Consider the following 23,549-nt stretch of genomic DNA (forward strand, 5'->3'; position numbering starts at 1 on the left):
AACGGTCGCACGAGCGCCTGCTGGAGAGTGGCAGACAGCTTGGTCAGTGGTCATCATGGCACAGGTCGCGCCGGCGCGTATCCGCGCCGATGGGGCCAACGCGTACCCGCGCCGAGCTTCGGCCCGGCCGGACTATTACCGTGGGCGGGTACGACCGTTCACCCAGCGAACCGAGGACGAATTGACAAGAAGGACAGGGCCGTAATGGTGGCTCGGTTGTCCCCGGCGGACGCCTCCTTCTACCGGCTGGAGAACACGGCCACCCCGATGTACGTCGGATCGCTCTCCATCCTGCAGCGCCCGCGCGCCGGGTTGAGCTACGAGACGCTGTTGGCCACCGTGGAAAAGCGGCTGCCCCAGATACCGCGTTACCGGCAGAAGGTCCGGGAGGTGGGCGTCGCGGGGGCCCGACCGGTGTGGCTCGACGACAACGACTTCGACATCACCTACCACGTGCGGCGCTCGGCGCTGCCGTCGCCGGGCAGCGACGAGCAGCTGCACGAGCTCGTCGCGCGGCTGGCCGCGCGGCCGTTGGACAAGTCTCGGCCGTTGTGGGAGATGTACCTGGTCGAGGGCCTGGCGAAAAACCGGGTCGCCCTGTACACCAAGTCCCACCAGGCCCTGATCAACGGCATGAGCGCGGTGGAAATCGGGCACGTCATCGCCGACCGGACGCGGCGGCCGCCGCCGTTTCCCGAAGACATCTGGATACCGGAACGCGATCCGGGCGACACCCGGTTGGTCCTGGGCGCGATCGGTGACTTGCTCGCGGGGCCGGGCACGGCGCTGCAGGCCGTCGGGTCCGCGGTGGCCGGCCTGGTGACGAACTATGGCGAGCTGCTCGATGCGGGGCGCCGCGTTGTCGACATTGCCCGCGCGGTGGCGCGGGGCAACCCACCCAGCAGCCCGCTCAACGCCACCGTTTCGCGGAATCGGCGGTTCACGGTCGCTCGGGGCAGTCTCGAGGACTACCGTGCCGTCCGCGCGCGCTACGACTGTGACATCAACGACGTGGTGCTCGCCGTCATCGCCGGCGCACTGGGCAACTGGCTGCTGTCCCGCGGTATGGCGGTGTCACCCACGGGGACGATCCGCGCGATGGCGCCGCTGTCGGTTTATGCCGACGACCATCTCGACTCGACCGGGCCCGGCCAAACGATCAGCCAGGTCACGCCCTTCCTCGTCGATCTGCCGGTGGGGGAGGCGAATCCGGTGGTGCGGCTGTCGCAGATCGCCCACGCCACCGAGTCGAACGCGTCCTCCGCCAGCCTGGTCGACGCGCGGACCATCGTCACCCTCTCGGGTTTCGCGCCTCCCACCCTGCACGCCATGGGGATCCGGGTCGCCACCAACTTTCCGAGCTTTTCCAAGCTCACGTTCAACCTGTTGATCACCAATGCGCCGGGCGCCCAGTCGCAGATGTACATCGCCGGCACGAAACTGCTGGAGACCTACGCGGTGCCACCGCTGCTGCACAATCAGGCCTTGGCGATCAGTGTGACGTCCTATAACGGCATGCTGTATTTCGGAATCAACGCCGACCGCGATGCGATGAGCGATGTCGATCTGCTGCCGGGCCTGTTGAAGCAATCCCTCGACGAACTGCTGGAAGCTTCCCGCTAGTTACCCGGGGTGAAAATCGCTGCCCGGATCTATGATTCGTAATCATGAGCACCGCGACAAATGACGGCCTGTCGGGCAAGGCGAGTTCGAATAAATCGCCTGCGCCCCACGCGCATAAACTTTCCAACGCTGTCTACGAGGCCGAATTATTCAGGCTGCAAACGGAATTCGTGAAGTTACAGGAATGGCTACGGGATGCCGGCGCGCGTCTGGTGGTCATCTTCGAAGGCCGCGACGGGGCGGGCAAGGGCGGGACGATAAAGCGGATCACCGAGTACCTCAACCCGCGGGTCGCCCGCATCGCGGCGTTGCCCGCGCCGAGCGATCGGGAGAGCGGCCAGTGGTACTACCAGCGCTACATCGCCCACCTCCCCGCCAAGGGCGAGATCGTGCTCTTCGATCGATCGTGGTACAACCGCGCCGGCGTGGAACGGGTCATGGGATTCTGTTCGGCTCAGGAGTACGTGCTGTTCCTGCGGCAGACACCGCTCTTCGAGCAGATGCTGATCGACGACGGGATCCTGTTGCGCAAGTATTGGTTCTCCGTCTCCGAGGCCGAGCAGCTGCGCCGGTTCAGGGCGCGACTGAACGACCCTGTCCGGCAATGGAAACTCAGCCCGATGGACATGGAATCGCTGTACCGGCGCGAGGACTATTCGCGCGCCAAGGACGAAATGATGGTGCACACCGACACCCCGGTAAGCCCTTGGTACATCGTGGAATCCGACATCAAGAAGCACGCGCGGCTGAACATGATGGCCCACGTGCTGTCCACGATCGAGTATCACGACGTGGACCGGCCCAAGGTCAAACTGCCCAAACATCCGGTGGTGAGCGGGACCTACCAGCGCCCGCCGCGTGAGCTGTCGAAGTACGTCGACGACTACGCGGCCACCTTGATCGGGACGTGATGATCCAGGTCTACATCCCGGCCACCCTCGCGATGTTGCGGCAGCTCGTCGCCGACGGCTCCCTGTGGCCCGTCAACGGCACCGCGTTCGCGGTCACGCCGACGTTGCGCGAGGCCTACGCGGAGGGTGACGACGACGAGCTTGCCGACGTGGCGCTGCGCGAGGCGGCGCTGGCGTCGGTGCGGCTGCTGGCGTCCCAAGAGGACCGCGCGCCTGAAGGGTCTGAAGCCGACGCCGGTCTGCCGCCGCGGCGCGCGGTGCTGGCCGCCGAGGTCGAGGTGGGCGAATCCGGGGCCAAGTACCGGCCCGACCTCGACGATGCCGTCGTCAGGCTGGCCGCCCCCGTCACGATCGACCAGGTGGTGGCGGCCTACGTCGACAATGCCGCCGCGGAGCCGGACGTCACCCGGGCGATCGAGGTAATCGACGCCGCCGACCTGGGCGATGAGGACGCCGAACTGGTCGTCGGCGATGCCCAAGACCACGACCTCGCCTGGTACGCGAACCAGGAGCTGCCATTCCTGCTTGAGCTGCTGTGACCCGCCGCACCGGCGGCGGATGTGACGCAATCGCGGCCGGCACGCCTGGATACGGGACCGTAAGTTACGGTACCGTAGCCTTTGTGAGGAGCGTCGTGAGCAGGAGTTTTCTATGAGCAAGCAATACGCGCCGATCACCGCCAACCTCGCGGACACCAAGCGCCCGGCGGTCGCCGGCGCCGACCGGCATCCTGGCTGGCACGCGCTGCGCAAATTGGCCGCGCGCATCACCACGCCGCTGCTGCCCGACGACTACCTGCACCTGGCCAACCCGCTGTGGTCCGCGCGGGAGTTGCGGGGCCGCATCGTCGAGGTGCGCCGGGAGACCGAAGATTCCGCGACCCTGGTGATCAAACCGGGCTGGGGCTTCAGCTTCGACTACCAGCCGGGCCAGTACATCGGGATCGGGCTGCTGGTGGACGGGCGCTGGCGCTGGCGGTCGTATTCGCTGACGTCGAGCCCGGCCGAAACCTCGGGCTCGCCGCGCACGGTGACGATCACCGTGAAGGCGATGCCCGAAGGGTTTTTGTCCACCCACCTGGTGGCCGGCGTCGAGCCGGGGACCGTCGTGCGGCTGGCCGCGCCGCAGGGCAACTTCGTGCTGCCCGATCCGGCGCCGCCGTCGATCCTGTTCCTGACCGCGGGGTCGGGGATCACACCGGTGATGTCAATGCTGCGAACGCTGGTGCGGCGCAACCAGATTGGCGACATCACGCACCTGCATTCCGCGCCCACCGAATCCGACGTGATGTTCCGCGCCGAGTTGGCCGCGCTGGCCGCCGATCAGCCGGGCTATCGCCTGCAGGTGCGCGAGACCCGCAGGCAGGGTCGGCTCGATCTCGCTACGCTGGACCACGAGGTCCCGGACTGGCGCGACCGTCAGACCTGGGCGTGCGGGCCGGAGGGCATGCTCGCCCAGGCCCAGAAGGTGTGGTCGGCGGCGGGCGTCGGCGATCGGCTGCACCTGGAGCGGTTCGCGGTGTCCAAGGCCGCACCCGCCGGGGCCGGCGGGACGGTCACGTTCGCCCGCAGCGGGCGCGCGGTGGCGGCGGACGCGGCGACCTCGTTGATGGACGCCGGGGAAGGCGTTGGTGTGCAGATGCCTTTCGGCTGCCGGATGGGCATCTGCCAGTCGTGCGTCGTCAGCCTGGTGGACGGCCACGTCCGCGATCTGCGGACCGGCGCCGAGCACGAGCCGGGCACGCGGATCCAGACCTGCGTGTCGGCCGCGTCGGGCGATTGCACGCTCGACATCTAAAGGCTACTCACAGGTAACCTACGCATTCGTAGGTTACGATAACGTAGGTAAGTAACCGGAAACGACCGCAGGGAGGAAAGACGATGGCGATCACCGACGTCGACGTATTCGCCCATCTGACGGACGCCGACATTGAAAGCCTGGGCGTTGAGCTGGACGCTATCCGCCAGGACATCGAAGACTCTCGCGGGGCGAAAGACGCCCGCTACATCCGCCGCACCATCGCGGCGCAGCGCGCGCTGGAGGTGGCCGCCCGGCTGCTGCTGGCCGCCGGTTCGCGCCGCTCGGCCTGGTGGGCGGGAACCGTCACGTTGGGCGTGGCCAAGATCATCGAGAACATGGAGATCGGCCACAACGTCATGCACGGCCAGTGGGACTGGATGAACGACCCCGAGATTCACTCCTCGACGTGGGAGTGGGACATGAGCGGGTCGTCCAAGCACTGGCGGTACACGCACAACTTCGTGCACCACAAGTACACCAACATTCTCGGGATGGACGACGACGTCGGCTACGGCCTGCTGCGCGTCACCCGCGACCAGCGCTGGAAGCGCTTCAACAGCCTCAACCTGTTCTACAACACCATGCTCGCGCTGCTCTTCGAGTGGGGCGTGGGCCTGCAGCACGTGGAACTCGGCAAGATCGTCAAGAAGCGGATGGACAACGACGAGGCCCGGCAGCGGACGGAGGAGTTCCTGGCCAAGGCCGGCCGCCAGGTCGTCAAGGACTACGTCGCGTTCCCGGCGCTGACCGCGCTGTCGCCCGGCGCGACCTACAAGTCCACGCTGAAAGCCAATGCGGTCGCCAACGTGATCCGCAACGTGTGGGCCAACGCCGTCATCTTCTGCGGCCATTTCCCCGATGGCGCAGAGAAATTCACCAAGACCGACATGATCGGCGAGACCAAGGGCCAGTGGTACCTGCGCCAGATGCTGGGCAGCGCCAACTTCGAGGGCGGGCCGGTGCTGCGATTCATGAGCGGCAACCTGTGCCACCAGATCGAGCACCACCTGTACCCCGACCTGCCGAGCAACCGGTTGCACGAGATCTCGGTGCGGGTGCGCGCGCTCTGCGACAAGTACGACCTGCCCTACACCACGGGCTCGTTTCTGGTGCAGTACGGCAAGACGTGGCGCACGATCGCCAAGCTGTCGCTGCCGAACAAGTACCTGCGCGACGACGCCGACAACGCGCCGGAGACCCGCAGCGAGCGGATGTTCGCCGAGCTGGAGCCCGGCTTCGCGGGCACCGATCCGGCGACGGGCCGCCGGCGCGGGCTGAAGACCGCCATCGCCACCGTGCGGGGCTGGCGCCGCGCCAAGCGCGCCAAAAAGCAAGGGGTACAGGGGCGTTCCGACGGCCTGGCCGCCTGAGGTTCCGCGCCGAGCGTGCACTCAGGGCGAAATTGCGGGGGATTTTTCGCCGTGAGTGCACGTTCGGCGTTAAGGTGCGGCCGTGAGTGATGACGGTGTCGTGTCCGGGCCGCGCTGCGGCGCCACTGGGCGGCCTCCGACGCCAACAATCTTGCCGGCCGAGCACGAAATCTACCGAGCTGACGCGGTTCTCGAGTATCCCCAGTCGGGCGAGCGGATCCAGGGTCGAGCCAACATCGAGGCGTCGCGAACTCGTCCTGACCTATGACGGGCAACCGTTTTACGTGGTCAGCATCATGGAGTTCGAGGGCGGCGACGTGGTCCGCGAGACCCAGTACTTCAGCGATCCGTTCGAGCCGGGTCCGTCACGTGCTCAATGGGTCGAGTTGATGGACTGAGGCCTGGCCGGCCGGGGTCAACATTTGGGTATCGATTTGCTCGTCGGCAGGATCCAGCTAATCTAACTGCAAGTCGCGTGAGCGGCGGGGGGCTTGGAAATCCGTAGTCCACACCGAGGAGTCAACGAATGAAGAAGCCCGCACGACTGAGCTGTTCGCTCGCCGCCGTTCTCGGTGGCATCGCCGTCGTCGCCGCCCCGCTCGCGAATGCCGACTCAGCGGATGACGCCTACCTGCAGACGCTCAAGGACAAGGGCATCACCTGGCCCAGCGGCGCCGACCAGACGATGGTCCAGATCGGGCATGCGGTGTGCACCGACTGGTCCAAAGGGATGACGTTCGAGCAAACCCTCGCCGACGCGAAGTCGGGGATGCCGCAATTAGCTGACACCTCGCTCGCCAAGATCATGGGCGCATCGACGGGCGTTTACTGCCCGCAATACTCCAGCAAGTTCGACTGAGCGCCTACTGCCGCTGAAGGCGCCTAGGTCAGCCGCTCGATGATGGTGGCGTTGGCCATGCCGCCGCCCTCACACATCGTCTGCAGCCCGCACCGACCACCGCGCTGCTCGAGCGCGTTGACCAGCGTGGTCACGATGCGGGCACCGCTGGCGCCCAACGGATGCCCGATCGCGATGGCGCCGCCGTTGACGTTGGTCCTGGCCAGGTCGGCCCCGGTGTCGTGCGCCTACAAGCGTCGGTTTTGGGGGAGCTAAATGCGGCCGGCCCGTCGACGACCAGGAGCGCTACTGCCGAATTGCAGCGGCATCATTGGTTCTTCAGACTGGGGAGATTGGGACATATCTGCTTGAGCCAACCCATGATTAGGTTCCTGTTGGCGTCAATGTCGGGATCATTGGGCTGTGCGCCGACAGTCGTGACGAAGTGCTCGATGGCCGCCCTCACCGGGTCGGGAGGACCGTACTTCTCCAGCGTGTCGGCGGAACTACGCGCTTTCGGGGGAGTTCCGGCCAGCATCACAGCGTCTTTGGCGAAGCTGATGTCCAGGCAGGTCGATTCGTCGAACGACGCGCCTGGCGTGGAGGAGGGCGGCGCCACCGGTTGCGACGAGCTGGGTTGTGTGCCGGCTGGATTCGAGGATGACGGCTGGTTTGATGTCGAGCCCGACGGCGATGTGCCGCTCGAGCACCCCGATGTGGTCACCGCGAACGCCACCATTCCTGCGATCGCAAATCGGTTCAACCGCACCGGACACTCCTTTGCCCCCGCTGCCGGCACGGTATAGGCAATTCGAACCTATTGCTAATCGATGCATGACCACCCCTTGCTGTGGCGTGGTGTCAGGCTGTGCTGAACCGGATCTTCAGTTCTTGTCCGTTCAGTTGGCCACGAACGATCGTGATGTCAACTTCGCGAGGGTTCCTGGCTTGAGGATCGGGATACTCGATCGACTCCGTGACAACGCAGCCGTTTTCTAACAGGTCGAGCAAGCTCGCGATGACCTGCTGAAAGGGGTTGGTTTTTCTAGGCACGACACGCCGGGCCGATGTGCTTGGCGAATTGCTCGGGTCGGGTATTGACCAGCGCGCTGGCATATCGAGTTCGCGCATGAGCAGATCCCCGTGCCGACAGTCATACGTGACATTGGTGGCTGCGTGGTCACGTCACGAACCTGCGCGGTTACGTGTTCAGCAGCGCAGAAGGCAGTGTCACGAGGGCGAGTTGCTTCTTGAGCATGGTGTACCCCCAGCCCAGCACGAACCACGGCGCGATCAGCCAGGGGCCGTTGAGCAGGATGAACTTGACGCCGAGATCCATGACGCTGTGGGTGTTGACCGAGGGGAATCCGGCCATGATCTCAGTGCCGTAGTAGTACCAGGTCAGGATGGTGTGCGTCACGGCAGTCGCCATGATCAGCAGGGTTCCCCGGTAGTCGGTGAACTTGGACCGGAACAGCAAGACCAGTCCGGTGAGGCCGACGCAGGCGTTGATCACCGAGAGCACCTCGACCATCATGAAGTTGGGCTCGGCGTGCAGGTAGCGCAAGTCGCCGCCGTCGATGTAGTTCCACCAGGGGTACGCCCACGCGGCGTTGCGCGCCCCGGCGATCGCCTTGTGCATGATCAGCCAGCCGAGTTCCCAGGTCAGATGTGTTGCGTACGAGCAGATCACGAAGGGCAGCACGACGGCTTGGACGCGCTGGAATCGGGTCCACTTGCGCAGCGACGGGATGGGCAGCAGCGCCGCGAAGATGCCGACAAAGTAGGCCAGGGTGGCTTGCACGGCCATCGCATTGGCGATGACGACGCGGTCCACGCTGCTGTGAAATGCCAAGTGGCTGTAGATCGGGAACGACAGGGCCAGTGAGCCGAACGCCACGATCCACACGATGCGCAGTCCACGCGACCGTGGCAGTTTCGCAGTGATTGGCTGCGTGGTCTCGTGCAGTGCCTCTACGGTCGCCATCGGCGCGCTCCCTTGCTTCATGACGCGGTGTAGTAATGATGCTTATCATATGCAGAACAGCAGTTACTGTGGCACCGTAACACCCTGGTAGCGCGCGGCCAAGGGTGGACAGAGGACAGGTAGGTGGTTATGGCAACGACCCGATCCCCGACGCCGGTCGCCGACATCGCCGATGCGCGCCGGACGATGTACCGGCAACAGATCATCGCTGCGGCTGAATACGAGTTCAGTCAGACAGGCTTCACCGATGCGCGGGTCAGTGAGATAGCCAAGACAGCTGGCGTGTCGCTGGCGACGGTCTACAAGCACTTCGCCGGCAAGGACGACATCTGGGACGCCCTCAATGCCCATCGCATGCAGGAGTTCGTCACCGCCGTGCATGCTCGTACCGAGTCGGTGGACTCGCCGTTGGAGGCGATCCTGGTCGGAGCCCGCGCCGAGGTCGAGTTCTTCGCAGCGCATCCCCACTTTCTGCAACTCCACATCAACGAGGGTTTGAGTTGGGCATCGCCGTCAGGACAAGCTGGCCGCGGTGGTCAGCGCGCGGCGTGGCGAACGGGCATGGAGATGATCACCCGAGCCGCTGGGGCCGCCGTCGATGCGGGAGAAATCACCAACCTACGTCCTGAGATTGCTGGCGCACTTGTCATCTCGGCATTACAGGTGTGGCTCACTGACTGGGTTTCCTCGGGCAAGACAACACCGATCAAGGCCGTCGCTGACGCCGTTGTGCAACACCTGCAAGTAAGCCTTGGCACGAACCGGCCTTAGCGAACGCACAACCAATAGACGGTCGCCCGCCCATCTTCCGGATGAGGGGCATCGACAATACCTACGAGGCTCAGGCTGTGATTCGAGGGGGTATCTCGGAAGAATTACTGTGCCGACGATGAGTTGGACACCGGGGGATCTGGTTTGAAGGGGAATTAGCCGAGTCGCTCGATGATGGTGGCGTTGGCCATGCCGCCGCCCTCGCACATCGTCTGCAGCCCGTAGCGTCCGCCGCGCTGCTCCAGCGCATTGACGAGCGTGGTCATGATGCGGGCACCGCTGGCGCCCAACGGATGCCCGATCGCGATGGCGCCGCCGTTGACGTTGGTCTTGGCCAGGTCGGCCCCGGTGTCGTGCGCCCACGCCAGGACCACGGGCGCGAACGCCTCGTTCACCTCGAATAGGTCGATGTCGGCCAGCGACAGCCCGGCGCGGCGCAACACCTTCTCGGTGGCGGGGATGACCCCGGTCAGCATGTAGAGCGGGTCGGAACCCACCACAGTCGTGGTGTGGATCCGCGCCAGCGGGCGCAGGCCGAGCCTGTTGGCGACCTCGCTCGTGGTGATCAGAACCGCGGCGCTGCCGTCGGACAGCGGCGAGGAGTTGCCAGCCGTGATGGACCAATTGATTTGCGGGAAACGTTCTTTGGCCGCTTCGCTGTAAAACGACGGCTGCAACCCGGCCAGCGTTTCCACCGTCGTGCCCGGCCGGACGATCTCGTCGGTGTTCAGCCCGGCGATCGGGATCAGCTCGTTGTCGAAGAGCCCGTCCTTGGTAGCGCGCGCGGCCTTGTCGTGGCTGCCGGCGGAGAACTCGTCGAGCTGGGTGCGGGAAAAGCCCCACTTGGCGGCGATCAGTTCGGCGCTGATGCCCTGCGGCACCGGGCCGTCGGGGTAGCGGCGCGTCATGTCCGCGCCGAACGGGTTGGAGCCCGGCAGCACGGAGGTGCCCATCGGGACGCGGCCCATCGACTCCACGCCGCCCGCGACGACGAGGTCGTAGGCGCCGGCGAGGACGCCCTGCGCCGCGAAGCTGATGGCCTGCTGGCTGCTGCCGCACTGCCGGTCGATCGTGACGCCGGGGACCGACTCGGGGAATCCGGCGCCGAGCAGCGCGTTGCGCGCGATGTTGACGGCCTGGTCGCCGACCTGGGTGACGGCTCCAGCGATGACGTCGTCGAGCTGCGCGGGGTCGACGCCGGTGCGGGCCACCAGTTCGCGCAGGCTGTGGGCCAGCAGGTCGGCGGGCAGCACGTCGTGCAGCGCGCCGCTGGCCTTGCCCTTGCCGATCGGGGTGCGGACGGCACCGACGATGACGGCGTCGCGACCTTGAACCATGGCTCCTCCTTGAGTCCGAGGCTGGGTATTACTAACTGTACCCAGATAAACATCTAGGTACACTAAAATCAACCCAGACCGGGAGGTGATGTACATGACATTTCTGCAGGGCGCCCTGGCGGACCGGGAGAAGTGGTCCGCGGTCGGTGAGTGCGCGATCGAGAAGACCATGGCAGTGGTCGGCACCAAGTCCGCGATGCTGATCATGCGCGAGGCCTACTACGGCACCACCCGGTTCGACGACTTCGCGCGCCGGGTCGGCATCACCAAGGCGGCCACGTCGGCGCGGCTGGCCGAACTCGTCGACCTCGGCCTGTTGGAGCGGCGGCCCTACCGTGAGCCCGGCCAGCGCGGCCGCGAGGAGTATGTGCTCACCGAGGCCGGCGTCGATTTCATGCCGGTGGTCTGGTCGATGTTCGAGTGGGGCCGCCGCCACCTGCCGGTCCGCAACCGCCTGCGGCTCACCCACCTGGGCTGCGGCGCCGAGGTCAGCGTCGAAATCCGTTGCGGCGAAGGGCATCTGGTGCCGCCGGGCGAGCTTGGCATGCGGCTGGCCAAGTCTGGTTGAGCGCCGCGCGCTAGGCGCCGAGGGTGCGCAGATGTACGCCGTACCCGGCGTGTCGCCGTGCAAACACGCGCGCTCGGCATAGCTGCTACTGCTCGCGCAGCACCGCCAGCAGCCGCCGGGCCGCGGCGACGCGCCGCATGGCCGGACCGGACAGCGCGTCCAGGGCGCATTCGGGGTCGGCGGGCGGCCCCATGTGCCCGCAGCCGCGCGGGCACTCCTCGATCGCCTCGGCCAGATCCGAGAACGACTTCAGCACGTCGTCGGGCTGGATGTGAGCCAGCCCGAACGAGCGGATGCCCGGGGTGTCGACCACCCAGCCGGAACCGGCCAGCGGTAGCGCCACCGACTGGGTCGAGGTGTGTCGGCCGCGGCCGAAGTCGGTCACCTCGCCCACGGCCCGATCCGCATCGGGCACAAGGCGATTGACCAGCGTCGACTTCCCGACGCCGGAATGGCCCAGCAGCACGGTGATCTTGCCGGTCAGCAGGTCGGCCACCGCGAGCAGCGGATCGTCGACGCCGGCGGCGACCACCGTCAGGTCCAAATCCATGAACTGCTTGGCGAACGGCTCCGGCGGCGCGAGGTCGGTCTTGGTCAGGCACAGGATCGGGGCAAGGCCGCCGGCATAGGCGGCGATCAGCGCCCGGTCGACCAGCCCCGTGCGCGGCGGCGGGTCGGCCAGCGCCACCACGATCAGCAGCTGGTCGGCGTTGGCGACCACCACCCGCTCGGTGGGATCGGTGTCATCGGCGGTGCGCCGCAACACCGTTCGCCGCTCGCCGCGGCGCACGATGCGGGCCAGCGTGTCCGTCCGCCCGGACAGGTCGCCGACGATATCGACGTCGTCGCCGACGACGATCGGCGTGCGGCCCAGCTCGCGGGCCCGCATGGCCGTGATTCGGCGATCCGGGCGGCCGCCCAGTACGCACCCCCAGCGGCCGCGGTCGACGCTGACCACCATCGCCGCCTCGGCGTCGGCGTGCTCGGGGCGCGTCTTGGTGCGCGGTCGCGAGCCCTTGCCGGAACGGACCTTGACGTCGGACTCGTCGTAGTCGCCGGGCTTCACATGCCGGGCTCCAACATCCGGGCCCACAGCTGCGGAAACTCCGGTAGCGTCTTGCTGGTCGCACCGATATCGTCGACCTCGACCCCGGCGACCCGCAGCCCCACGATCGCGCCGGCCATCGCCATCCGGTGGTCGGCGTACGCGCGCCACATGCCGGGCCGCAGCGGCGTCGCGGTGATCACCAGGCCGTCGGGCGTTTCGGCGCAGTCGCCGCCGAGGCGGTTGATCTCGGCGCTCAGCGCGGCGAGCCGGTCGGTCTCGTGGCCCCGCAGGTGGGCGATGCCGGTCAGCCGCGACACCGAGCCGGGGGTGGCCAGCGCGGCCAGGGCCGCCACCGACGGCGTCAGCTCGCCGACGGCGCGCAAGTCGACATCGAAGCCGGGGTAGTCGGCCGACCCGCGCACCTCCAGGGACGAATCGGTCTGCGTCACAACGGCATTAAGCTTGCCCAGGACGCCCAGGATGTTGTCGGCGGGCTGCACGCTGGTCGCGGGCCAACCGGTGATGCGCACCGACCCGCCGGTCACCACGGCAGCCGCCAGGAACGGGACGGCGTTGGTCAGGTCGGGTTCGACCTCCCAGTGCCGGGCCGCGACCGCGCCGGCGCGCACCCGCCAGCGGTTCGGGACGGAGTCGTCGACGTCGACGCCGGCCTGCCGCAGCATCATCGTCGTCATCGCGATGTGCGGCGCCGACGGCAGCTGCGGTCCGGTGTGCTGGACGGTCAGGCCTTCGGTGAACGACGCGGCGCACAACAACAGGCCCGACACGAACTGCGACGACGCGGAGGCGTCGATGGCCACGGTGCCGCCGGCGACCGATCCGCTGCCTCGAACCCGGAACGGGAGACCGGTCCCGTCGATCTTGACCCCCAGGCCGCGCAGCGCGTCCAGCAGCGGCGCGATGGGCCGGGCCCGGGCCTGCTCGTCGCCGTCGAACTGCACCACCGCATCGGCCAGGGCCGCCAGGGGTGGGACGAACCGCAGCACGGTGCCGGCCAGCCCGCAGTCGACCGTGGCGTCGGGTCCGGGGGCGATTCGGCCGCTGACCGTAAGGTCGGAGCCCTCCCCGTCGACGCGCAGGCCCAGGGTGCGCAGGGCCCCGATCATCAGGTCGGTGTCGCGGCTGCGCAGCGCCCCGCTGAGCGTGGAGGCGCCTTGTCCTTGCGCGGCCGCCAGCCCGGCCAGCACCAGTGCCCGGTTGGTCTGCGACTTCGAGCCCGGGACGGTCAGTGTCGCGTGCACCGGTGCGGTGGCGTGCGGCGCGGTCCAGGTGGTCACCGGTACATCATCGCCTGTTACCGCGTTCTGCAACCATGGGAGTTATGTGTGGGCGGTTTGCAGTCACGACGGATCCGGCGAAGCTGGCAGAGAAGATCAAGGCGATCGACGAGGCGACCGGAACCGCGCCCGATGCCGCGGCGCCGAACTTCAACGTGGCGCCGACCACGACCATCGCGACCGTCGTGACCCGGCATGCCGAGCCCGAGGACGATCCCACCCGCCGCGTCCGGCTCATGCGATGGGGCCTGATCCCGCCCTGGGCCAAGGCCGGCGCCGACGGGGCGCCGGAGGGCAAGGGGCCACTGCTGATCAACGCCCGCGCCGAGAAGGTCACCAGCTCGCCCGCCTTCCGCGCCAGCGCCAAGTCCAAGCGTTGCCTGATCCCGATGGACGGCTACTACGAATGGCGCGTCAATCCCGACCGTGACGGCAAGAAGTCGCGCAAGACGCCGTTCTTCATGTACCGCGAGGATGGCGAGCCGCTGTTCATGGCCGGGCTGTGGTCGGTGTGGAAGCCCAAAGACCAGAAGGACGCTCAGCCGCTACTGAGTTGCACGATCATCACCACCGACGCCCCGGGGGAACTCGCCGAGATCCACGACCGGATGCCGCTGGTGGTGCCGGAGCGGGACTGGGACCGCTGGCTGAACCCCGACGCGCCGGTCGACGAGGGGCTGCTGGCCCGCGCGCCCGACGTGCACGGCATCCGGATGCGCGAGGTGTCGACATTGGTCAACAGCGTGCGCAACAACGGGCCGGAGCTGCTCGCACCGGTCGAAGAGCAATCGGAGCAGATGAAGCTGCTTTAGCGCCGATCGCTATGCCGCGCCGGGACTCTCGCCAGCGTCGTCGTCGTTGGTGTGGAGGAGTTTTTCGGGTGCCAATAGGTGTTGGTTCGGTTGGCCGGCGTGCGGGTCACCCGCTTGCGGGGGAGTGCGGCGGTGGGATCCACTCGCAGCTTCGCCGTCGATAAGCCGCTCTTTGATTAGTGAGCCTCGCGTGGCATCGCGACTGCGGTCCCGAAAATCCAGGCAAACAAGAAAGCCGGCATTCCCGTGATCGAGAAACCCTCGAGCGAAAGTGGCCCATCATGGACGATGAACGCTGCAAGGAGTAGGGGATGTACTGCCGCGGCGGCGATCGCGAGGTGAGCGGTAAACCGTGGCAGCACCCGGTGGACGTACACCGCCACCGCGAAAGACCCCGCCGCCACGACGGTAGGCATTCCCGACATCGCTAACAATCCGAAGGTCAGATCGTAGAGCAACGTTGATGTTTCGGCGGTGTGTTGTCGGTAGAGCAGGAGATCGAACGCGGTGAACCCGCTAAGCAATAGGGTCACGCATCCGGTGAAGCCGGCGGCGAAGCACATCGGGAGAGTCGATCCCGCGGGAAGTCGGTCACGTAGGTAAGTCCATACCGCGGCGCCGAATATCAGCCAGAGCGTGACGCCGACGGTATTGAGCAGCATCGTCCCGACCAACCGATCGTGGTAAGCCGCGGCCCACAGCGTCAGTTCGGTACCCGACTTCTGGGTCGCCGGGAACGACCAAATCGGATAAACCACAAGCCCCATCGCAGGGATGACGACTCCGACCGTGCCAGCCCATCGCGCCACGCGCGCCGACCCGCCAGGTTCGGCAGCCACATTCGCTACGTTGTCGTCGTCCACGCGTCCTCCTGACGGCTCGTCTTGCCAATGGACGGTTCGTTGCCATTGGTCCGTCCGCCGCATTATCCGCGCGGTCAACCGCCCCGCGGGCGACGACATGCCCGGCAGCGGGCAAGCCGCGCCGGGTGAGCCCATCGGGGTTACGCCGCACCCGGGCTGTCGTCCTCGTCCTCGTCGTGGTCTTCGTCTTCGTCGTTGGTGTGGAGGAGTTTTTCGGGGTGCCAGTAGGTGTTCGTTCGTGGTTGGCCGCGGTCGAAGTGCGGCGGTGGGATCCACTCCGTCTCGCCGCGTGCGTTTTTGCGGGTGCTCCAGCCGTCGGGTTGGATGATGCGGTGTTGGGTGCCGCAGCCGAGGGTGAGGTTGTTGATGTCGGTGGCGCGGCATACGGCGTAGCCGATGACGTGGTGGACTTCGCAGTAGTAGCCGGGCACGGTGCAGCCCGGGGCGCTGCAGCCGCGGTCTTTGGCGTAGAGCACCAGGCGTTGGGCGGGGGAGGCCACACGCTTGGTGTGATAGAGCGCCAAGGCTTTTCCTTTGTCGAAGATGGCCAGGTAGTGGTGGGCGTGGCGGGCCTGGCGGATGACATCGCTCATCGGCAAGATGGTGCCCCCGCCGGTGAGGCCCTTGCCGGCGGCGGCTTCGAGTTCGGCCAGGGTGGTGGTCACGATGGAGGTGGGCAGGCCGTTGTGTTGGCCCAGCTCACCGGACATCAACAGGGCGCGCAGCCCGGTGTTGAGCGCGTCGTGTTGACGTTGGGGTTGGCTGCGCGAGTCGTGCTCGATGGCCTGTTGGGACGGTGTGCCGTCCACGCACGGGGTGTCGTCGTCGGGGTTGCACATGCCGGGGGCGGCCAGCTTGGCCAGGACGGCTTCGACGGTGGCGCGGGCTTCGGGGGTGAGCATGGCGCGCAGCTCCGACATGCCGTCGGCTTGTTGGGGGCCTAGCACCACGGCGCGGGCGCGGGCGCGGTCCTCGTCGGTGTAGGTGCCGTCGGGGTTGAGGCAGTCGGCCAGCACGTTGGCAAAGGCGCGGAGTTGTTCGGGCCGGAACTGGGCGCCCTGGGCGGCCAGCAGCGCTTCGACTTGCTCGCGGGTGGCGGTGTCGATCCAGCCGGGCAGCTGCCTGAAGAACTTGCGGATCACCGCGACCTGTCCGGGCCCCAGCTCACCGTGACGTTGGGCGGCGGCAGAGGCGGCCAGCAGCGGCGCCATGGCTTCGCCGGTCAGGCCGTGGCGCGGCCCCAGGTCGGCGGCCTCGGCGACGCGCCGGGCGGCCTCGCGATAGTCGATCAGGGTGGCCTGCGCGATCGCGTGCTCGAGCTTTCCACCCAACTGCGCCGGGGTGGCCTGGCGGCGGAGCGCGTTGATCAGCGGGTGCTCCACGGCCGGCAGGCGCCGGCGCCAGCGTTCGAAGCGCTGCAGCAATCGCAGGTGCTCGGGGCTGGTCAACGCCTCGCAATCGAACTCGGCCACCTTCTCCAAGGCGGCGTCCAGGGTGTCCAGCGCGGCGGCTAACGCCTCGCGATCAACACCGTTGCCAGCCATACCGCCAACCTAACCAAGAGGTCCGACAAAAACCCCCGCCCACCAACCACTGAAACCACAGTGGCCCAAGTGATTTGGCCCCGTGTGCGTGGTGCAACAGTCGCGAATCACTGGGACCAGTGAAACCAAAGTGGTCTGAGTGGTTCGAGTCTGTCTGCGCGAGAAAACATCTGGCGCATCCTTGTCGTTCGGCGACGGATCCTTGCGTGCCGGACGGACTTAGGATGCGTGTGTGACCGGCTCGTACACCTACACGTTCGAGGACATCCGCGACCGCCCGGTGGCGGTGATCGGAGCGGGAACGCTGGGCCGCCGCATCGCGGTGATGTTCGCCAGCCGCGGCGGGGCCGTGCGAATCCACGCGCGCCGCGCCGAACAGCTCGCCGCGGCAACGCAGTACGTCGCGGAGACCGTGCCAAGGGTGGTGCAGCACAGGGGCTTTGGCGACGTGGGCGTCGCGGCGGCGGCGGCGTCGTTGGAAGACGCGCTGGACGGCGCCTGGCTCGCCGTGGAATCCGTGCCGGAAAAGCTGGAGATCAAGGTTCCCCTGTGGGGCCAGATCGACCAGGCGGCGCCGCCGGGCACCATCTTCGCGACCAACTCGTCGTCGTACCCGTCGCGCCTGATGGCCGACAACGTTCGGGACAAGACCCGGTTGTGCAACATGCATTTCTACATGCCGCCTGAGGTCAACGCCGTCGACCTGATGTCCGACGGACAGACCGACCGCGGGCTGCTCGACACGCTGCTGACCGTGCTGCCCGAGTTCGGCGTCCACCCCTTCGAGGCGCGCAAGGAATCGACCGGCTTCATCTTCAACCGCATCTGGGCGGCCATCAAACGCGAGTCGCTGGCCGTGGTCGCGGAGGGCGTGGCCCGCCCCGCGGACGTCGACGGGATGTTTCGGGTCAACTGGGGCGTGCCGGCCGGGCCGTTCCAGATGATGGATCTCGTCGGCCTCGATGTCGTGCTGGACATCGAAAACCACTACGCCGCCGAGTTCCCGCACCTACCCGAGAGCGTGCGCGAACTGCTGCAGAGCTATGTCGACGCCGGCAAGCTCGGCGTCAAGACCGGCGAGGGCTTCTACACGTATTGACGTGGCGCTCAGTTGCTCAGCACCAGGCGCCACTGGCCGGCGGCCGTGCGGTCCAAGACGCACCAAAAGTTGTTCCAGTTCCCCGGCGTCGACGCTTTCACGCCCGGGCCGGCGTCCTGACAGGCTTCCCGAGTGGGATAGCTGCCCTCGGTCTGAATGGTGTCTGCGCTGCTGACGCCCACGCCGATGGTCATCAACCCCGCGAGTGCCAGCGCGCCGGCCGCGACGAATCGTTTCATGTGACCCAATCCTCCTGTGGTGCTGCGTGTAATCACGCGGTACCGCGAGTGTAGTCACCTGACTACACTCGCGCAAGGCCTTCTGTTATGCCCGCCGGGCCAGGTCGGCGAGCGCGAGTTGGGCGGCGTTGGCGCCACACATGCCGTGGGCGCCCGGCCCGGGCGGGGTGGCCGCCGAGCAGATGTACATGCCGGGCACCCCAAGGGTGTAGGGCGACAGCGTGATTCGTGGCCCAAAAGTCAGCTGGCGGATGTCCTTGGCGCCGGTCATGATGTCGCCGCCCGCATAGTTGAGGTTGTAGGCGGCCATCTGCGTCGTCGAGCGAACCGCTTGTCCGACAACGCGTTCGGCGAAACCCGGGGCGAATCGTTCGATCTGCGCGACGATCGCGTCGGTGGCGTCGCCGGCGTAGCCGTTGGGGACGTGCGCGTAGGTCCACACCGGATGCGTATCGCCCACGGAGCGTTGCGGATCGGCCAGATACTGCTGACCAACCAGCACGAACGGCCGCTCGGGCATCCGCCCGGCATGGATCTCCCGCTCGGTCGCGGCCAGTTCGGCGTACGTCCCGGCCAGGTGCACCGTGCCGGCCCGGCGCGCGTCCGGGTTGGTCCAGGGCACGCCGCCCTCGACGGCGAAGTCGATTTTGAAGGCTCCGGGGCCACGGCGGAAGCTCCTGAAGGCGCGGGAAACGTGGCGCGGCAGGCGATCTCCCAGGATTCCGGCGACGGCGCCCGGTGCCAGGTCGAACATCGTGACGTCCGCGGCCGGCAGCTGCGACGCCGCCTTGACCCGGACGCCGGTCTCGATCTTTCCGCCCAGGTCGGTCAGCAGCGCCACCATCGCGTTGGTGATCGACTGCGATCCCCCTTCGGCCACGGCCCAGCCGTGCCGGTGGCCCGCGGCGATGATGCCCATCCCGATCGCAGACGTCATCGGATAGTGCAACGGCCGGAAGGCATGTGCCGCAACACCTCCGAACAACGCCCGGCCCTCGTCGGTGCGGAACAGCCGCGCGAACGTCGACCCGGGAAGCAACGTGGGCACGCCAAACCGGGCCAGCATCAGCGGATGATGCGGCAGCCGCAGCAGCGGACCCATGATGTCGTCGCTGAGGCCGTCGAAGCGGCGGGCCGCGTAGCCGAACGCCAGCCGCCAGCGCGATCCGTCGCGCCCGAGACCGGCGGCGGTCTCGCCCACCGAGCGGTGCAGCACGCCGGCGCCGCCGCCGTCTAGGGGGTGGACGCAGTCGACCTCCGGCCAGCGCCAGGTCAGGCCGTACCGGTGCAGGTCGAAGCGGTTCAGGAACTGCGATCCGACGGCCATCGGGTGAATCGCCGAGCAGTCGTCGTGCAGCAGGCCGGGGAGAATCGCCTCGGCGCTGCGGGCTCCGCCGCCCACCTCGTCGGCGGCCTCGAGCACCGTGACCTGTACGCCCCCGGCGGCCAGACAGACGGCGGCGGCGAGCCCATTGGGCCCACCGCCGACCACCAGCGCGGTGCTCATTGCACCATCCAACAGGAAATTTCCCGTGGTGTTATCCGCGGTACCCGTGCGCGATACCGAATTGTGTCGCTAGGGACAGTTTTTTCGCGATTGTGATGGCCAATCATGTTTACATGACGAATCGCGAACAGACCGTGTTTGAAGGTCCACTGCAGCAGCTTGCTCGCAGCGCGTGGCAGCTGCTTTTGCTCATCGGCGTCGCCGCGGTGGCGCTGGGTGTCATTGTTCTGGTCTGGCCAGGCAAGACGCTGTTTGTGGCGGGTGTCCTGTTCGGCATCTACCTGGTGGTGTCCGGAATCGGATACATGTTTGCCTCGTTCGGCACCCACGCCGGCGTCGCAATGAGAGTGCTGACGTTCATCACCGGCGTCGTGTCGCTGGTGCTGGGATTCTTCTGCTTCCGCGAAGAATTCGAGGCGGTCTGGCTGCTGGCCATCTGGATCGGCATCGGCTGGCTGTTCCGCGGGATGACGCTGCTCGCCGCGGCTTTGTCGTTCGACCACATGCCCGGCCGCGGCTGGCAGGCGCTGTCCGGGTTGATCATCGTGATCGGCGGCGCCGTGCTGATCATCTCGCCGCTCCGCTCGATCGCGATCCTGGCCCTGGTGGCCGGCTGGTGGCTGATCGTCATCGGCGTCATGGACGTGATCTCGGCCTTCCAGGTCCGCGGCAGGGCCAAGCGGGTAGCGGAAACCGTTGGAGCCGCCGGTTTAACCAGCTCGGCGTAATCTCTGGCCGCGAGCGTAACGCCACTGCGAAATTCCCCCCAGATTTTCGCAGTGGCGTTACGCTCGCGAATCCCGCTAGGCCCGGATGTCCGCGGTGACGGCGCTCGTCAGCCGGATCAGGTCCTGGGGTGACACCGCGACGTCCCAGCCGCGCCGGCCCGCGCTGCAGTAGACCCGCTGAAAGGCGAGCGCGCCGGCGTCGACGACGGTGGGCAGCGACCGGCGCTGCCCGAACGGCGAAATGGCGCCGAGGACGTAACCGGTGGCCCGTTCGGCGACCGCCGGTTCGGCCATGGTTGCCTTGGCGACGCCGAGCGCGGCGGCGGCGGCCTTCAGCGACAGCCGGGCCGGCGCCGGCAGCACCGCGACCGCCAGCCCGTCCGGCACCGCGACGACCAGGGTCTTGTAGATCTGCGCCGGCGCGATGGCGCCCTCGTCGGTGAGCGCGCGCACCGCCTCGAGGCCGAACCACGATTCGCGAGGATCGTGGGAGAACTTGACGACCTCGTGCGGCACACCGGCCTTGACCAGCGCCGCGATGCCCGGCGTCGCAGCGTGCGGCACGCTCTTCCGATGGTCGTGACCCGTCCCCCGCAAGCGGGCGGCACCCCCAGCGCCCGGTTCCGCCGCGCTTGCGATCACGACTAGGGCCCGCTGTACCCCGGCGGGTTCACGCCGTCCACCCAGAAGTCGACGCCCAGCTTCGAACCGGGAATGCAGTCGTACTCCGACAGGTCGGTGACGCCGGATTCCACCAGCACGTCCTCGCAGAGCAGCGTGTTGCCGGTGTACTCGCGGGCGGGCTTGTTGAGGACGACGTAGGCGGCGTCGGAGTAGACCTCGGGCTTGCGGGCCCGGCCCATCGCCTCCTCGCCGCCGAGCAGGTTCTGCACCGCGGCCGTCGCTACCAGCGTCCGCGGCCACAGCGTGTTCGACGCGATGCCCGCCTCGCGCATCTCCTCGGCAATTCCTAACGCGCACAACGTCATTCCGAACTTGGCCATCATGTAGGCGGTCGGCTTCAGCCACTCCTTGCCGAGCAGCACCGGCGGCGACAACGTCAGGATGTGCGGGTTCTCTCGGCCCTGCAAATGGGGGATGCAGGCCTGTGACACCGCGTACGTGCCGCGCACCTGGATGCCGTTCATCAGGTCGAAGCGCTTCATCGGCACCTCGGTGATGGAGCCCAGGTTGATCGCCGACGCATTGTTGACGCAGATGTCGATGCCGCCGAATTGCTCGACGGTCTTGGCCACCGCGGACTCGACCGAGTCCGGGTCACGGACGTCGCCGACGATCGGCAGGGCCTGCCCGCCCGCCTCTTCGAGCTCCTTCGCGGCGGTGAACACCGTCCCCGGCAGCTTCGGGTGCGGCTCGGCGGTCTTGGCGATCAGCGCGACGTTGGCGCCGTCCTGTGCCGCGCGCTTGGCGATCGCCAGGCCGATACCGCGGCTGGCACCGGAGATGAACATGGTTTTGCCATTCAGGGACATGGCGTCACATTAACGCCACGCCCGGACCGGTCGGATTCGGCCCGGGGAAATAGCCGGCCGCCTGACGCTGTTAAAGAAGTCGGTTTCTGATGCAGATGCGGCAGCCACCGGCAGACTAGAACGGACACTGTCGGGGGCAGCCTTTAGATTGGGAGGAGCAGTCTGGTGCCAACGGCGACGTGCCTGCTTGAGCGTCCGGCGGCGCCTCCGGTGCCGCCCGGCGACACCGCTGCAGAAGGGACCGTGTTAATCAAGATGGCCGATACCGACGGCGCAACGGGGTTAGAGGGCTTAGAGGCTGCCGAACCGGCACCGCCAACCGAAACCGACGAGGAACTCACCGCGCGTTTCGAGCGCGACGCGATTCCCCTGCTCGACCAGCTCTACGGCGGCGCGCTGCGCATGACGCGCAATCCCGCCGACGCGGAGGACCTGCTGCAAGAGACGATGGTGAAGGCCTACGCGGGGTTCCGCTCGTTTCGGGCCGGCACCAACCTCAAGGCGTGGCTGTACCGGATCCTGACCAACACCTACATCAACAGCTACCGCAAGAGGCAGCGGCAACCGGCTGAGTATCCGACCGAGGAGATCACCGACTGGCAGCTGGCGGCCAACGCCGAGCACTCCTCGACCGGGTTGCGTTCGGCGGAGGTCGAGGCGCTGGAGTCGCTGCCCGACAACGAGATCAAAGAGGCGCTGCAGGCGTTGCCGGAGGAGTTCCGGATGGCCGTCTACTACGCCGACGTCGAGGGATTTCCGTACAAGGAAATCGCAGAGATCATGGATACGCCGATCGGGACGGTAATGTCACGGCTGCACCGTGGCAGACGTCAACTGCGTGGCCTGCTCGCCGACGTGGCCAAGGAGCGTGGTTTCACCCGCGGTCAACAAGCGCACGAGGAGGTGTCGCCATGAGCGAGTTCGCCGGTCCCACCGACCCGCGCGCCCACGACAGCCACTCCCACGGCCTCGGCTGTGCCGAGGTGATCGCCGAGGTATGGACCCTGCTCGACGGCGAGTGCACACCGGAGGCCAAGGAGCGGCTGCGCCAGCATCTCGAGGCGTGCCCCGGCTGCTTCCAGCACTACGGGATCGAGGAGCGGCTCAAGGCCCTCATCGCGACGAAATGCACGGGCGAGAAGGCCCCCGACGGCCTCAAGGAACGCCTCCGGCTGGAGATCCGCCGGACCACCATCGTCCGCCGGGGCGAGTAGCGCCTAGCTAGGCGTTGGGCCGCTTGCCGTGGTTGGCCTTGCTGTACTTGCGGTCGCGCTTCTTCCGGCCACGCTTGGCCATCGTCATCCTCCGTGATTTCTTCGTCGCTGGTTGATTCGTCAAGAACGGGCGCTCGGCGCCCGTTAGCTTGCCTCACAGTGTCTCACGGACGGCCGTATGCGGTGTAACGCCCCGCGTCCCGCGGTCCCGACCGCTCCTATGGTTCGATATACATGACCTTGATGCACCAGCAGCCAGCATGCGGACGAGTGGGGTGAAGATGGCGGAGGATGTTCGCGCCGAGATCGTGGCCAGCGTGCTCGAGGTTGTTGTCAACGAGGGTGACCAGATCGGCAAGGGCGACATCGTGGTGCTGCTGGAGTCGATGAAGATGGAGATCCCCGTCCTGGCCGAGGTCGACGGCACGGTCAGCAAGGTGAGTGTGGCGGTGGGCGATGTCATCCAAGCGGGTGACCTCATCGCCGTGATCAGCTAAGG

Annotated in this window: 27 protein-coding genes and 1 pseudogene; 15 read left to right on the plus strand and 13 right to left on the minus strand. The window is 67.1% G+C overall.

Going from position 1 to position 23,549, the window contains the following annotated elements; translation table 11 throughout:
• The first annotated feature begins 204 nt into the window (after nt 1-204).
• From A5787_RS04355 to A5787_RS04385, 6 genes are all read left to right on the plus strand, one after another.
• Complete coding sequence (locus A5787_RS04355) at nt 205-1,623, plus strand: wax ester/triacylglycerol synthase family O-acyltransferase (protein WP_066962147.1); 1,419 nt, start codon at nt 205-207, stop codon at nt 1,621-1,623.
• Nucleotides 1,624-1,667: 44 nt separating this feature from the next.
• Nucleotides 1,668-2,534, plus strand: coding sequence for a polyphosphate kinase 2 (gene ppk2 / locus A5787_RS04360; RefSeq protein WP_066962150.1), 867 nt, complete (start codon nt 1,668-1,670; stop codon nt 2,532-2,534).
• Nucleotides 2,534-3,073 carry a hypothetical protein gene (locus A5787_RS04365; protein WP_066962153.1) on the plus strand — a complete coding sequence of 180 codons (540 nt, stop codon included), beginning with the start codon at nt 2,534-2,536 and terminating at the stop codon, nt 3,071-3,073. Before ppk2 ends, A5787_RS04365 begins: the two co-directional genes overlap by 1 nt.
• A gap of 112 nt (nt 3,074-3,185) precedes the next feature.
• Nucleotides 3,186-4,331, plus strand: coding sequence for a ferredoxin reductase (locus A5787_RS04370; protein WP_066962156.1), 1,146 nt, complete (start codon nt 3,186-3,188; stop codon nt 4,329-4,331).
• An 83-nt stretch (nt 4,332-4,414) separates the two neighbouring features.
• Nucleotides 4,415-5,704, plus strand: coding sequence for a fatty acid desaturase (locus A5787_RS04375; protein WP_066962159.1), 1,290 nt, complete (start codon nt 4,415-4,417; stop codon nt 5,702-5,704).
• Between the two features lie 526 nt (nt 5,705-6,230).
• A complete protein-coding gene (locus A5787_RS04385) occupies nt 6,231-6,563 on the plus strand; it encodes a DUF732 domain-containing protein (protein ID WP_066962162.1) in 333 nt (110 codons plus the stop codon).
• A 23-nt stretch (nt 6,564-6,586) separates the two neighbouring features.
• Here the strand turns inward: A5787_RS04385 and A5787_RS26415 are convergent.
• Nucleotides 6,587-6,790, minus strand: a pseudogene (locus A5787_RS26415) (steroid 3-ketoacyl-CoA thiolase); the annotation flags it as partial.
• 204 nt (nt 6,791-6,994) lie between these two features.
• Here A5787_RS26415 and A5787_RS04395 point away from each other — a divergent pair.
• Nucleotides 6,995-7,348 (plus strand): hypothetical protein, encoded by a 354-nt coding sequence (locus A5787_RS04395; RefSeq protein WP_197506952.1) that lies wholly within the window; start codon nt 6,995-6,997, stop codon nt 7,346-7,348.
• A 55-nt stretch (nt 7,349-7,403) separates the two neighbouring features.
• Here A5787_RS04395 and A5787_RS27205 read toward each other — a convergent pair whose 3' ends face one another.
• Both A5787_RS27205 and A5787_RS04400 read right to left on the minus strand, forming a co-directional pair.
• Nucleotides 7,404-7,673, minus strand: a complete 270-nt coding sequence (locus tag A5787_RS27205; RefSeq protein WP_156763754.1) for a hypothetical protein — start codon at nt 7,671-7,673, stop codon at nt 7,404-7,406.
• Nucleotides 7,674-7,743: 70 nt separating this feature from the next.
• Complete coding sequence (locus A5787_RS04400) at nt 7,744-8,529, minus strand: hypothetical protein (protein WP_066962171.1); 786 nt, start codon at nt 8,527-8,529, stop codon at nt 7,744-7,746.
• Between the two features lie 129 nt (nt 8,530-8,658).
• Here A5787_RS04400 and A5787_RS04405 point away from each other — a divergent pair, with 129 nt between their 5' ends.
• Nucleotides 8,659-9,300 carry a TetR/AcrR family transcriptional regulator gene (locus tag A5787_RS04405; protein ID WP_231993814.1) on the plus strand — a complete coding sequence of 214 codons (642 nt, stop codon included), beginning with the start codon at nt 8,659-8,661 and terminating at the stop codon, nt 9,298-9,300.
• Nucleotides 9,301-9,455: 155 nt separating this feature from the next.
• Here the strand turns inward: A5787_RS04405 and A5787_RS04410 are convergent, their stop codons facing one another.
• On the minus strand, nt 9,456-10,637 hold the full coding sequence (locus tag A5787_RS04410) for an acetyl-CoA C-acyltransferase (RefSeq protein ID WP_066962177.1): 1,182 nt from the start codon (nt 10,635-10,637) through the stop codon (nt 9,456-9,458).
• A gap of 94 nt (nt 10,638-10,731) precedes the next feature.
• Between A5787_RS04410 and A5787_RS04415 the strand changes: the two genes are divergently transcribed.
• Complete coding sequence (locus tag A5787_RS04415) at nt 10,732-11,205, plus strand: helix-turn-helix domain-containing protein (RefSeq protein WP_066962321.1); 474 nt, start codon at nt 10,732-10,734, stop codon at nt 11,203-11,205.
• An 85-nt stretch (nt 11,206-11,290) separates the two neighbouring features.
• Here A5787_RS04415 and rsgA read toward each other — a convergent pair whose 3' ends face one another.
• Together rsgA and aroA are read right to left on the minus strand one after the other, a co-directional pair.
• Nucleotides 11,291-12,271, minus strand: a complete 981-nt coding sequence (rsgA, locus tag A5787_RS04420) for a ribosome small subunit-dependent GTPase A (protein WP_066962180.1) — start codon at nt 12,269-12,271, stop codon at nt 11,291-11,293.
• Nucleotides 12,268-13,551, minus strand: coding sequence for a 3-phosphoshikimate 1-carboxyvinyltransferase (aroA, locus tag A5787_RS04425; RefSeq protein WP_066962183.1), 1,284 nt, complete (start codon nt 13,549-13,551; stop codon nt 12,268-12,270). The genes rsgA and aroA overlap by 4 nt, the downstream gene beginning before the upstream one ends.
• Nucleotides 13,552-13,595: 44 nt before the next feature.
• Between aroA and A5787_RS04430 the strand changes: the two genes are divergently transcribed.
• Entirely contained in the window at nt 13,596-14,363 is a 768-nt protein-coding gene (locus tag A5787_RS04430; protein ID WP_066962187.1) for an SOS response-associated peptidase, read from the plus strand.
• Between the two features lie 176 nt (nt 14,364-14,539).
• Here the strand turns inward: A5787_RS04430 and A5787_RS04435 are convergent, their stop codons facing one another.
• Nucleotides 14,540-15,226: a hypothetical protein gene (locus A5787_RS04435; RefSeq protein ID WP_231993816.1), complete on the minus strand. Its 687-nt coding sequence runs from the start codon at nt 15,224-15,226 to the stop codon at nt 14,540-14,542.
• A 140-nt stretch (nt 15,227-15,366) separates the two neighbouring features.
• Nucleotides 15,367-16,770 carry an HNH endonuclease signature motif containing protein gene (locus A5787_RS04440; RefSeq protein WP_066962190.1) on the minus strand — a complete coding sequence of 468 codons (1,404 nt, stop codon included), beginning with the start codon at nt 16,768-16,770 and terminating at the stop codon, nt 15,367-15,369.
• Between the two features lie 232 nt (nt 16,771-17,002).
• Here A5787_RS04440 and A5787_RS04445 point away from each other — a divergent pair, with 232 nt between their 5' ends.
• Nucleotides 17,003-17,869, plus strand: a complete 867-nt coding sequence (locus tag A5787_RS04445; RefSeq protein WP_066962193.1) for a 3-hydroxyacyl-CoA dehydrogenase family protein — start codon at nt 17,003-17,005, stop codon at nt 17,867-17,869.
• Nucleotides 17,870-17,877: 8 nt separating this feature from the next.
• Here the strand turns inward: A5787_RS04445 and A5787_RS04450 are convergent, their stop codons facing one another.
• Nucleotides 17,878-18,108, minus strand: a complete 231-nt coding sequence (locus A5787_RS04450; RefSeq protein WP_066962200.1) for a hypothetical protein — start codon at nt 18,106-18,108, stop codon at nt 17,878-17,880.
• 85 nt (nt 18,109-18,193) lie between these two features.
• Nucleotides 18,194-19,615 carry an NAD(P)/FAD-dependent oxidoreductase gene (locus A5787_RS04455; protein WP_197506953.1) on the minus strand — a complete coding sequence of 474 codons (1,422 nt, stop codon included), beginning with the start codon at nt 19,613-19,615 and terminating at the stop codon, nt 18,194-18,196.
• 113 nt (nt 19,616-19,728) lie between these two features.
• Between A5787_RS04455 and A5787_RS04460 the strand changes: the two genes are divergently transcribed.
• On the plus strand, nt 19,729-20,343 hold the full coding sequence (locus tag A5787_RS04460) for an HdeD family acid-resistance protein (RefSeq protein WP_066962327.1): 615 nt from the start codon (nt 19,729-19,731) through the stop codon (nt 20,341-20,343).
• Nucleotides 20,344-20,418: 75 nt separating this feature from the next.
• On the opposite strand, the gene A5787_RS04465 is transcribed toward A5787_RS04460, so the two are convergent.
• The gene (locus A5787_RS04465; protein WP_066962206.1) at nt 20,419-20,907 is read right to left on the minus strand and encodes a YbaK/EbsC family protein; all 489 of its coding nucleotides are present in this window, start codon (nt 20,905-20,907) and stop codon (nt 20,419-20,421) included.
• 80 nt (nt 20,908-20,987) lie between these two features.
• On the minus strand, nt 20,988-21,836 hold the full coding sequence (locus A5787_RS04470; RefSeq protein ID WP_066962209.1) for an NAD(P)-dependent oxidoreductase: 849 nt from the start codon (nt 21,834-21,836) through the stop codon (nt 20,988-20,990).
• Nucleotides 21,837-22,091: 255 nt separating this feature from the next.
• On the opposite strand from A5787_RS04470, the gene A5787_RS04475 reads away from it, so the two are divergent.
• Nucleotides 22,092-22,751, plus strand: a complete 660-nt coding sequence (locus A5787_RS04475) for a sigma-70 family RNA polymerase sigma factor (protein ID WP_066962212.1) — start codon at nt 22,092-22,094, stop codon at nt 22,749-22,751.
• Complete coding sequence (gene rsrA, locus A5787_RS04480) at nt 22,748-23,050, plus strand: mycothiol system anti-sigma-R factor (RefSeq protein WP_066962215.1); 303 nt, start codon at nt 22,748-22,750, stop codon at nt 23,048-23,050. Before A5787_RS04475 ends, rsrA begins: the two co-directional genes overlap by 4 nt.
• A gap of 7 nt (nt 23,051-23,057) precedes the next feature.
• Here rsrA and A5787_RS28745 read toward each other — a convergent pair whose 3' ends face one another.
• Nucleotides 23,058-23,132, minus strand: a complete 75-nt coding sequence (locus tag A5787_RS28745) for a 50S ribosomal protein bL37 (protein ID WP_089025046.1) — start codon at nt 23,130-23,132, stop codon at nt 23,058-23,060.
• Between the two features lie 199 nt (nt 23,133-23,331).
• On the opposite strand from A5787_RS28745, the gene A5787_RS04485 reads away from it, so the two are divergent.
• Entirely contained in the window at nt 23,332-23,547 is a 216-nt protein-coding gene (locus A5787_RS04485) for a biotin/lipoyl-binding carrier protein (protein ID WP_066908359.1), read from the plus strand.
• Nucleotides 23,548-23,549 lie beyond the last annotated feature (2 nt).

It is taken from the genome of Mycobacterium sp. 852002-50816_SCH5313054-b (assembly GCF_001667185.1).
GTDB lineage: Bacteria > Actinomycetota > Actinomycetes > Mycobacteriales > Mycobacteriaceae > Mycobacterium.

Coding starts and splice junctions, on each gene's coding strand:
- ppk2 (WP_066962150.1), top strand. CDS start 1,668: ATGAGCACCGCGACAAATGACGGCCTGTCGGGCAAGGCGAGTTCGAAT.
- A5787_RS27205 (WP_156763754.1), bottom strand. CDS start 7,673: ATGCGCGAACTCGATATGCCAGCGCGCTGGTCAATACCCGACCCGAGC.
- A5787_RS04370 (WP_066962156.1), top strand. CDS start 3,186: ATGAGCAAGCAATACGCGCCGATCACCGCCAACCTCGCGGACACCAAG.
- A5787_RS04460 (WP_066962327.1), top strand. CDS start 19,729: ATGACGAATCGCGAACAGACCGTGTTTGAAGGTCCACTGCAGCAGCTT.
- rsrA (WP_066962215.1), top strand. CDS start 22,748: ATGAGCGAGTTCGCCGGTCCCACCGACCCGCGCGCCCACGACAGCCAC.
- A5787_RS04440 (WP_066962190.1), bottom strand. CDS start 16,770: ATGGCTGGCAACGGTGTTGATCGCGAGGCGTTAGCCGCCGCGCTGGAC.
- A5787_RS04385 (WP_066962162.1), top strand. CDS start 6,231: ATGAAGAAGCCCGCACGACTGAGCTGTTCGCTCGCCGCCGTTCTCGGT.
- A5787_RS04375 (WP_066962159.1), top strand. CDS start 4,415: ATGGCGATCACCGACGTCGACGTATTCGCCCATCTGACGGACGCCGAC.
- A5787_RS04450 (WP_066962200.1), bottom strand. CDS start 18,108: ATGAAACGATTCGTCGCGGCCGGCGCGCTGGCACTCGCGGGGTTGATG.
- A5787_RS04430 (WP_066962187.1), top strand. CDS start 13,596: ATGTGTGGGCGGTTTGCAGTCACGACGGATCCGGCGAAGCTGGCAGAG.
- A5787_RS04415 (WP_066962321.1), top strand. CDS start 10,732: ATGACATTTCTGCAGGGCGCCCTGGCGGACCGGGAGAAGTGGTCCGCG.
- A5787_RS04405 (WP_231993814.1), top strand. CDS start 8,659: ATGGCAACGACCCGATCCCCGACGCCGGTCGCCGACATCGCCGATGCG.
- A5787_RS04455 (WP_197506953.1), bottom strand. CDS start 19,615: ATGAGCACCGCGCTGGTGGTCGGCGGTGGGCCCAATGGGCTCGCCGCC.
- A5787_RS04485 (WP_066908359.1), top strand. CDS start 23,332: ATGGCGGAGGATGTTCGCGCCGAGATCGTGGCCAGCGTGCTCGAGGTT.
- A5787_RS04410 (WP_066962177.1), bottom strand. CDS start 10,637: ATGGTTCAAGGTCGCGACGCCGTCATCGTCGGTGCCGTCCGCACCCCG.
- A5787_RS04475 (WP_066962212.1), top strand. CDS start 22,092: ATGGCCGATACCGACGGCGCAACGGGGTTAGAGGGCTTAGAGGCTGCC.
- A5787_RS04355 (WP_066962147.1), top strand. CDS start 205: ATGGTGGCTCGGTTGTCCCCGGCGGACGCCTCCTTCTACCGGCTGGAG.
- A5787_RS04470 (WP_066962209.1), bottom strand. CDS start 21,836: ATGTCCCTGAATGGCAAAACCATGTTCATCTCCGGTGCCAGCCGCGGT.
- A5787_RS04365 (WP_066962153.1), top strand. CDS start 2,534: ATGATCCAGGTCTACATCCCGGCCACCCTCGCGATGTTGCGGCAGCTC.
- A5787_RS04400 (WP_066962171.1), bottom strand. CDS start 8,529: ATGGCGACCGTAGAGGCACTGCACGAGACCACGCAGCCAATCACTGCG.
- A5787_RS04395 (WP_197506952.1), top strand. CDS start 6,995: ATGGCCGCCCTCACCGGGTCGGGAGGACCGTACTTCTCCAGCGTGTCG.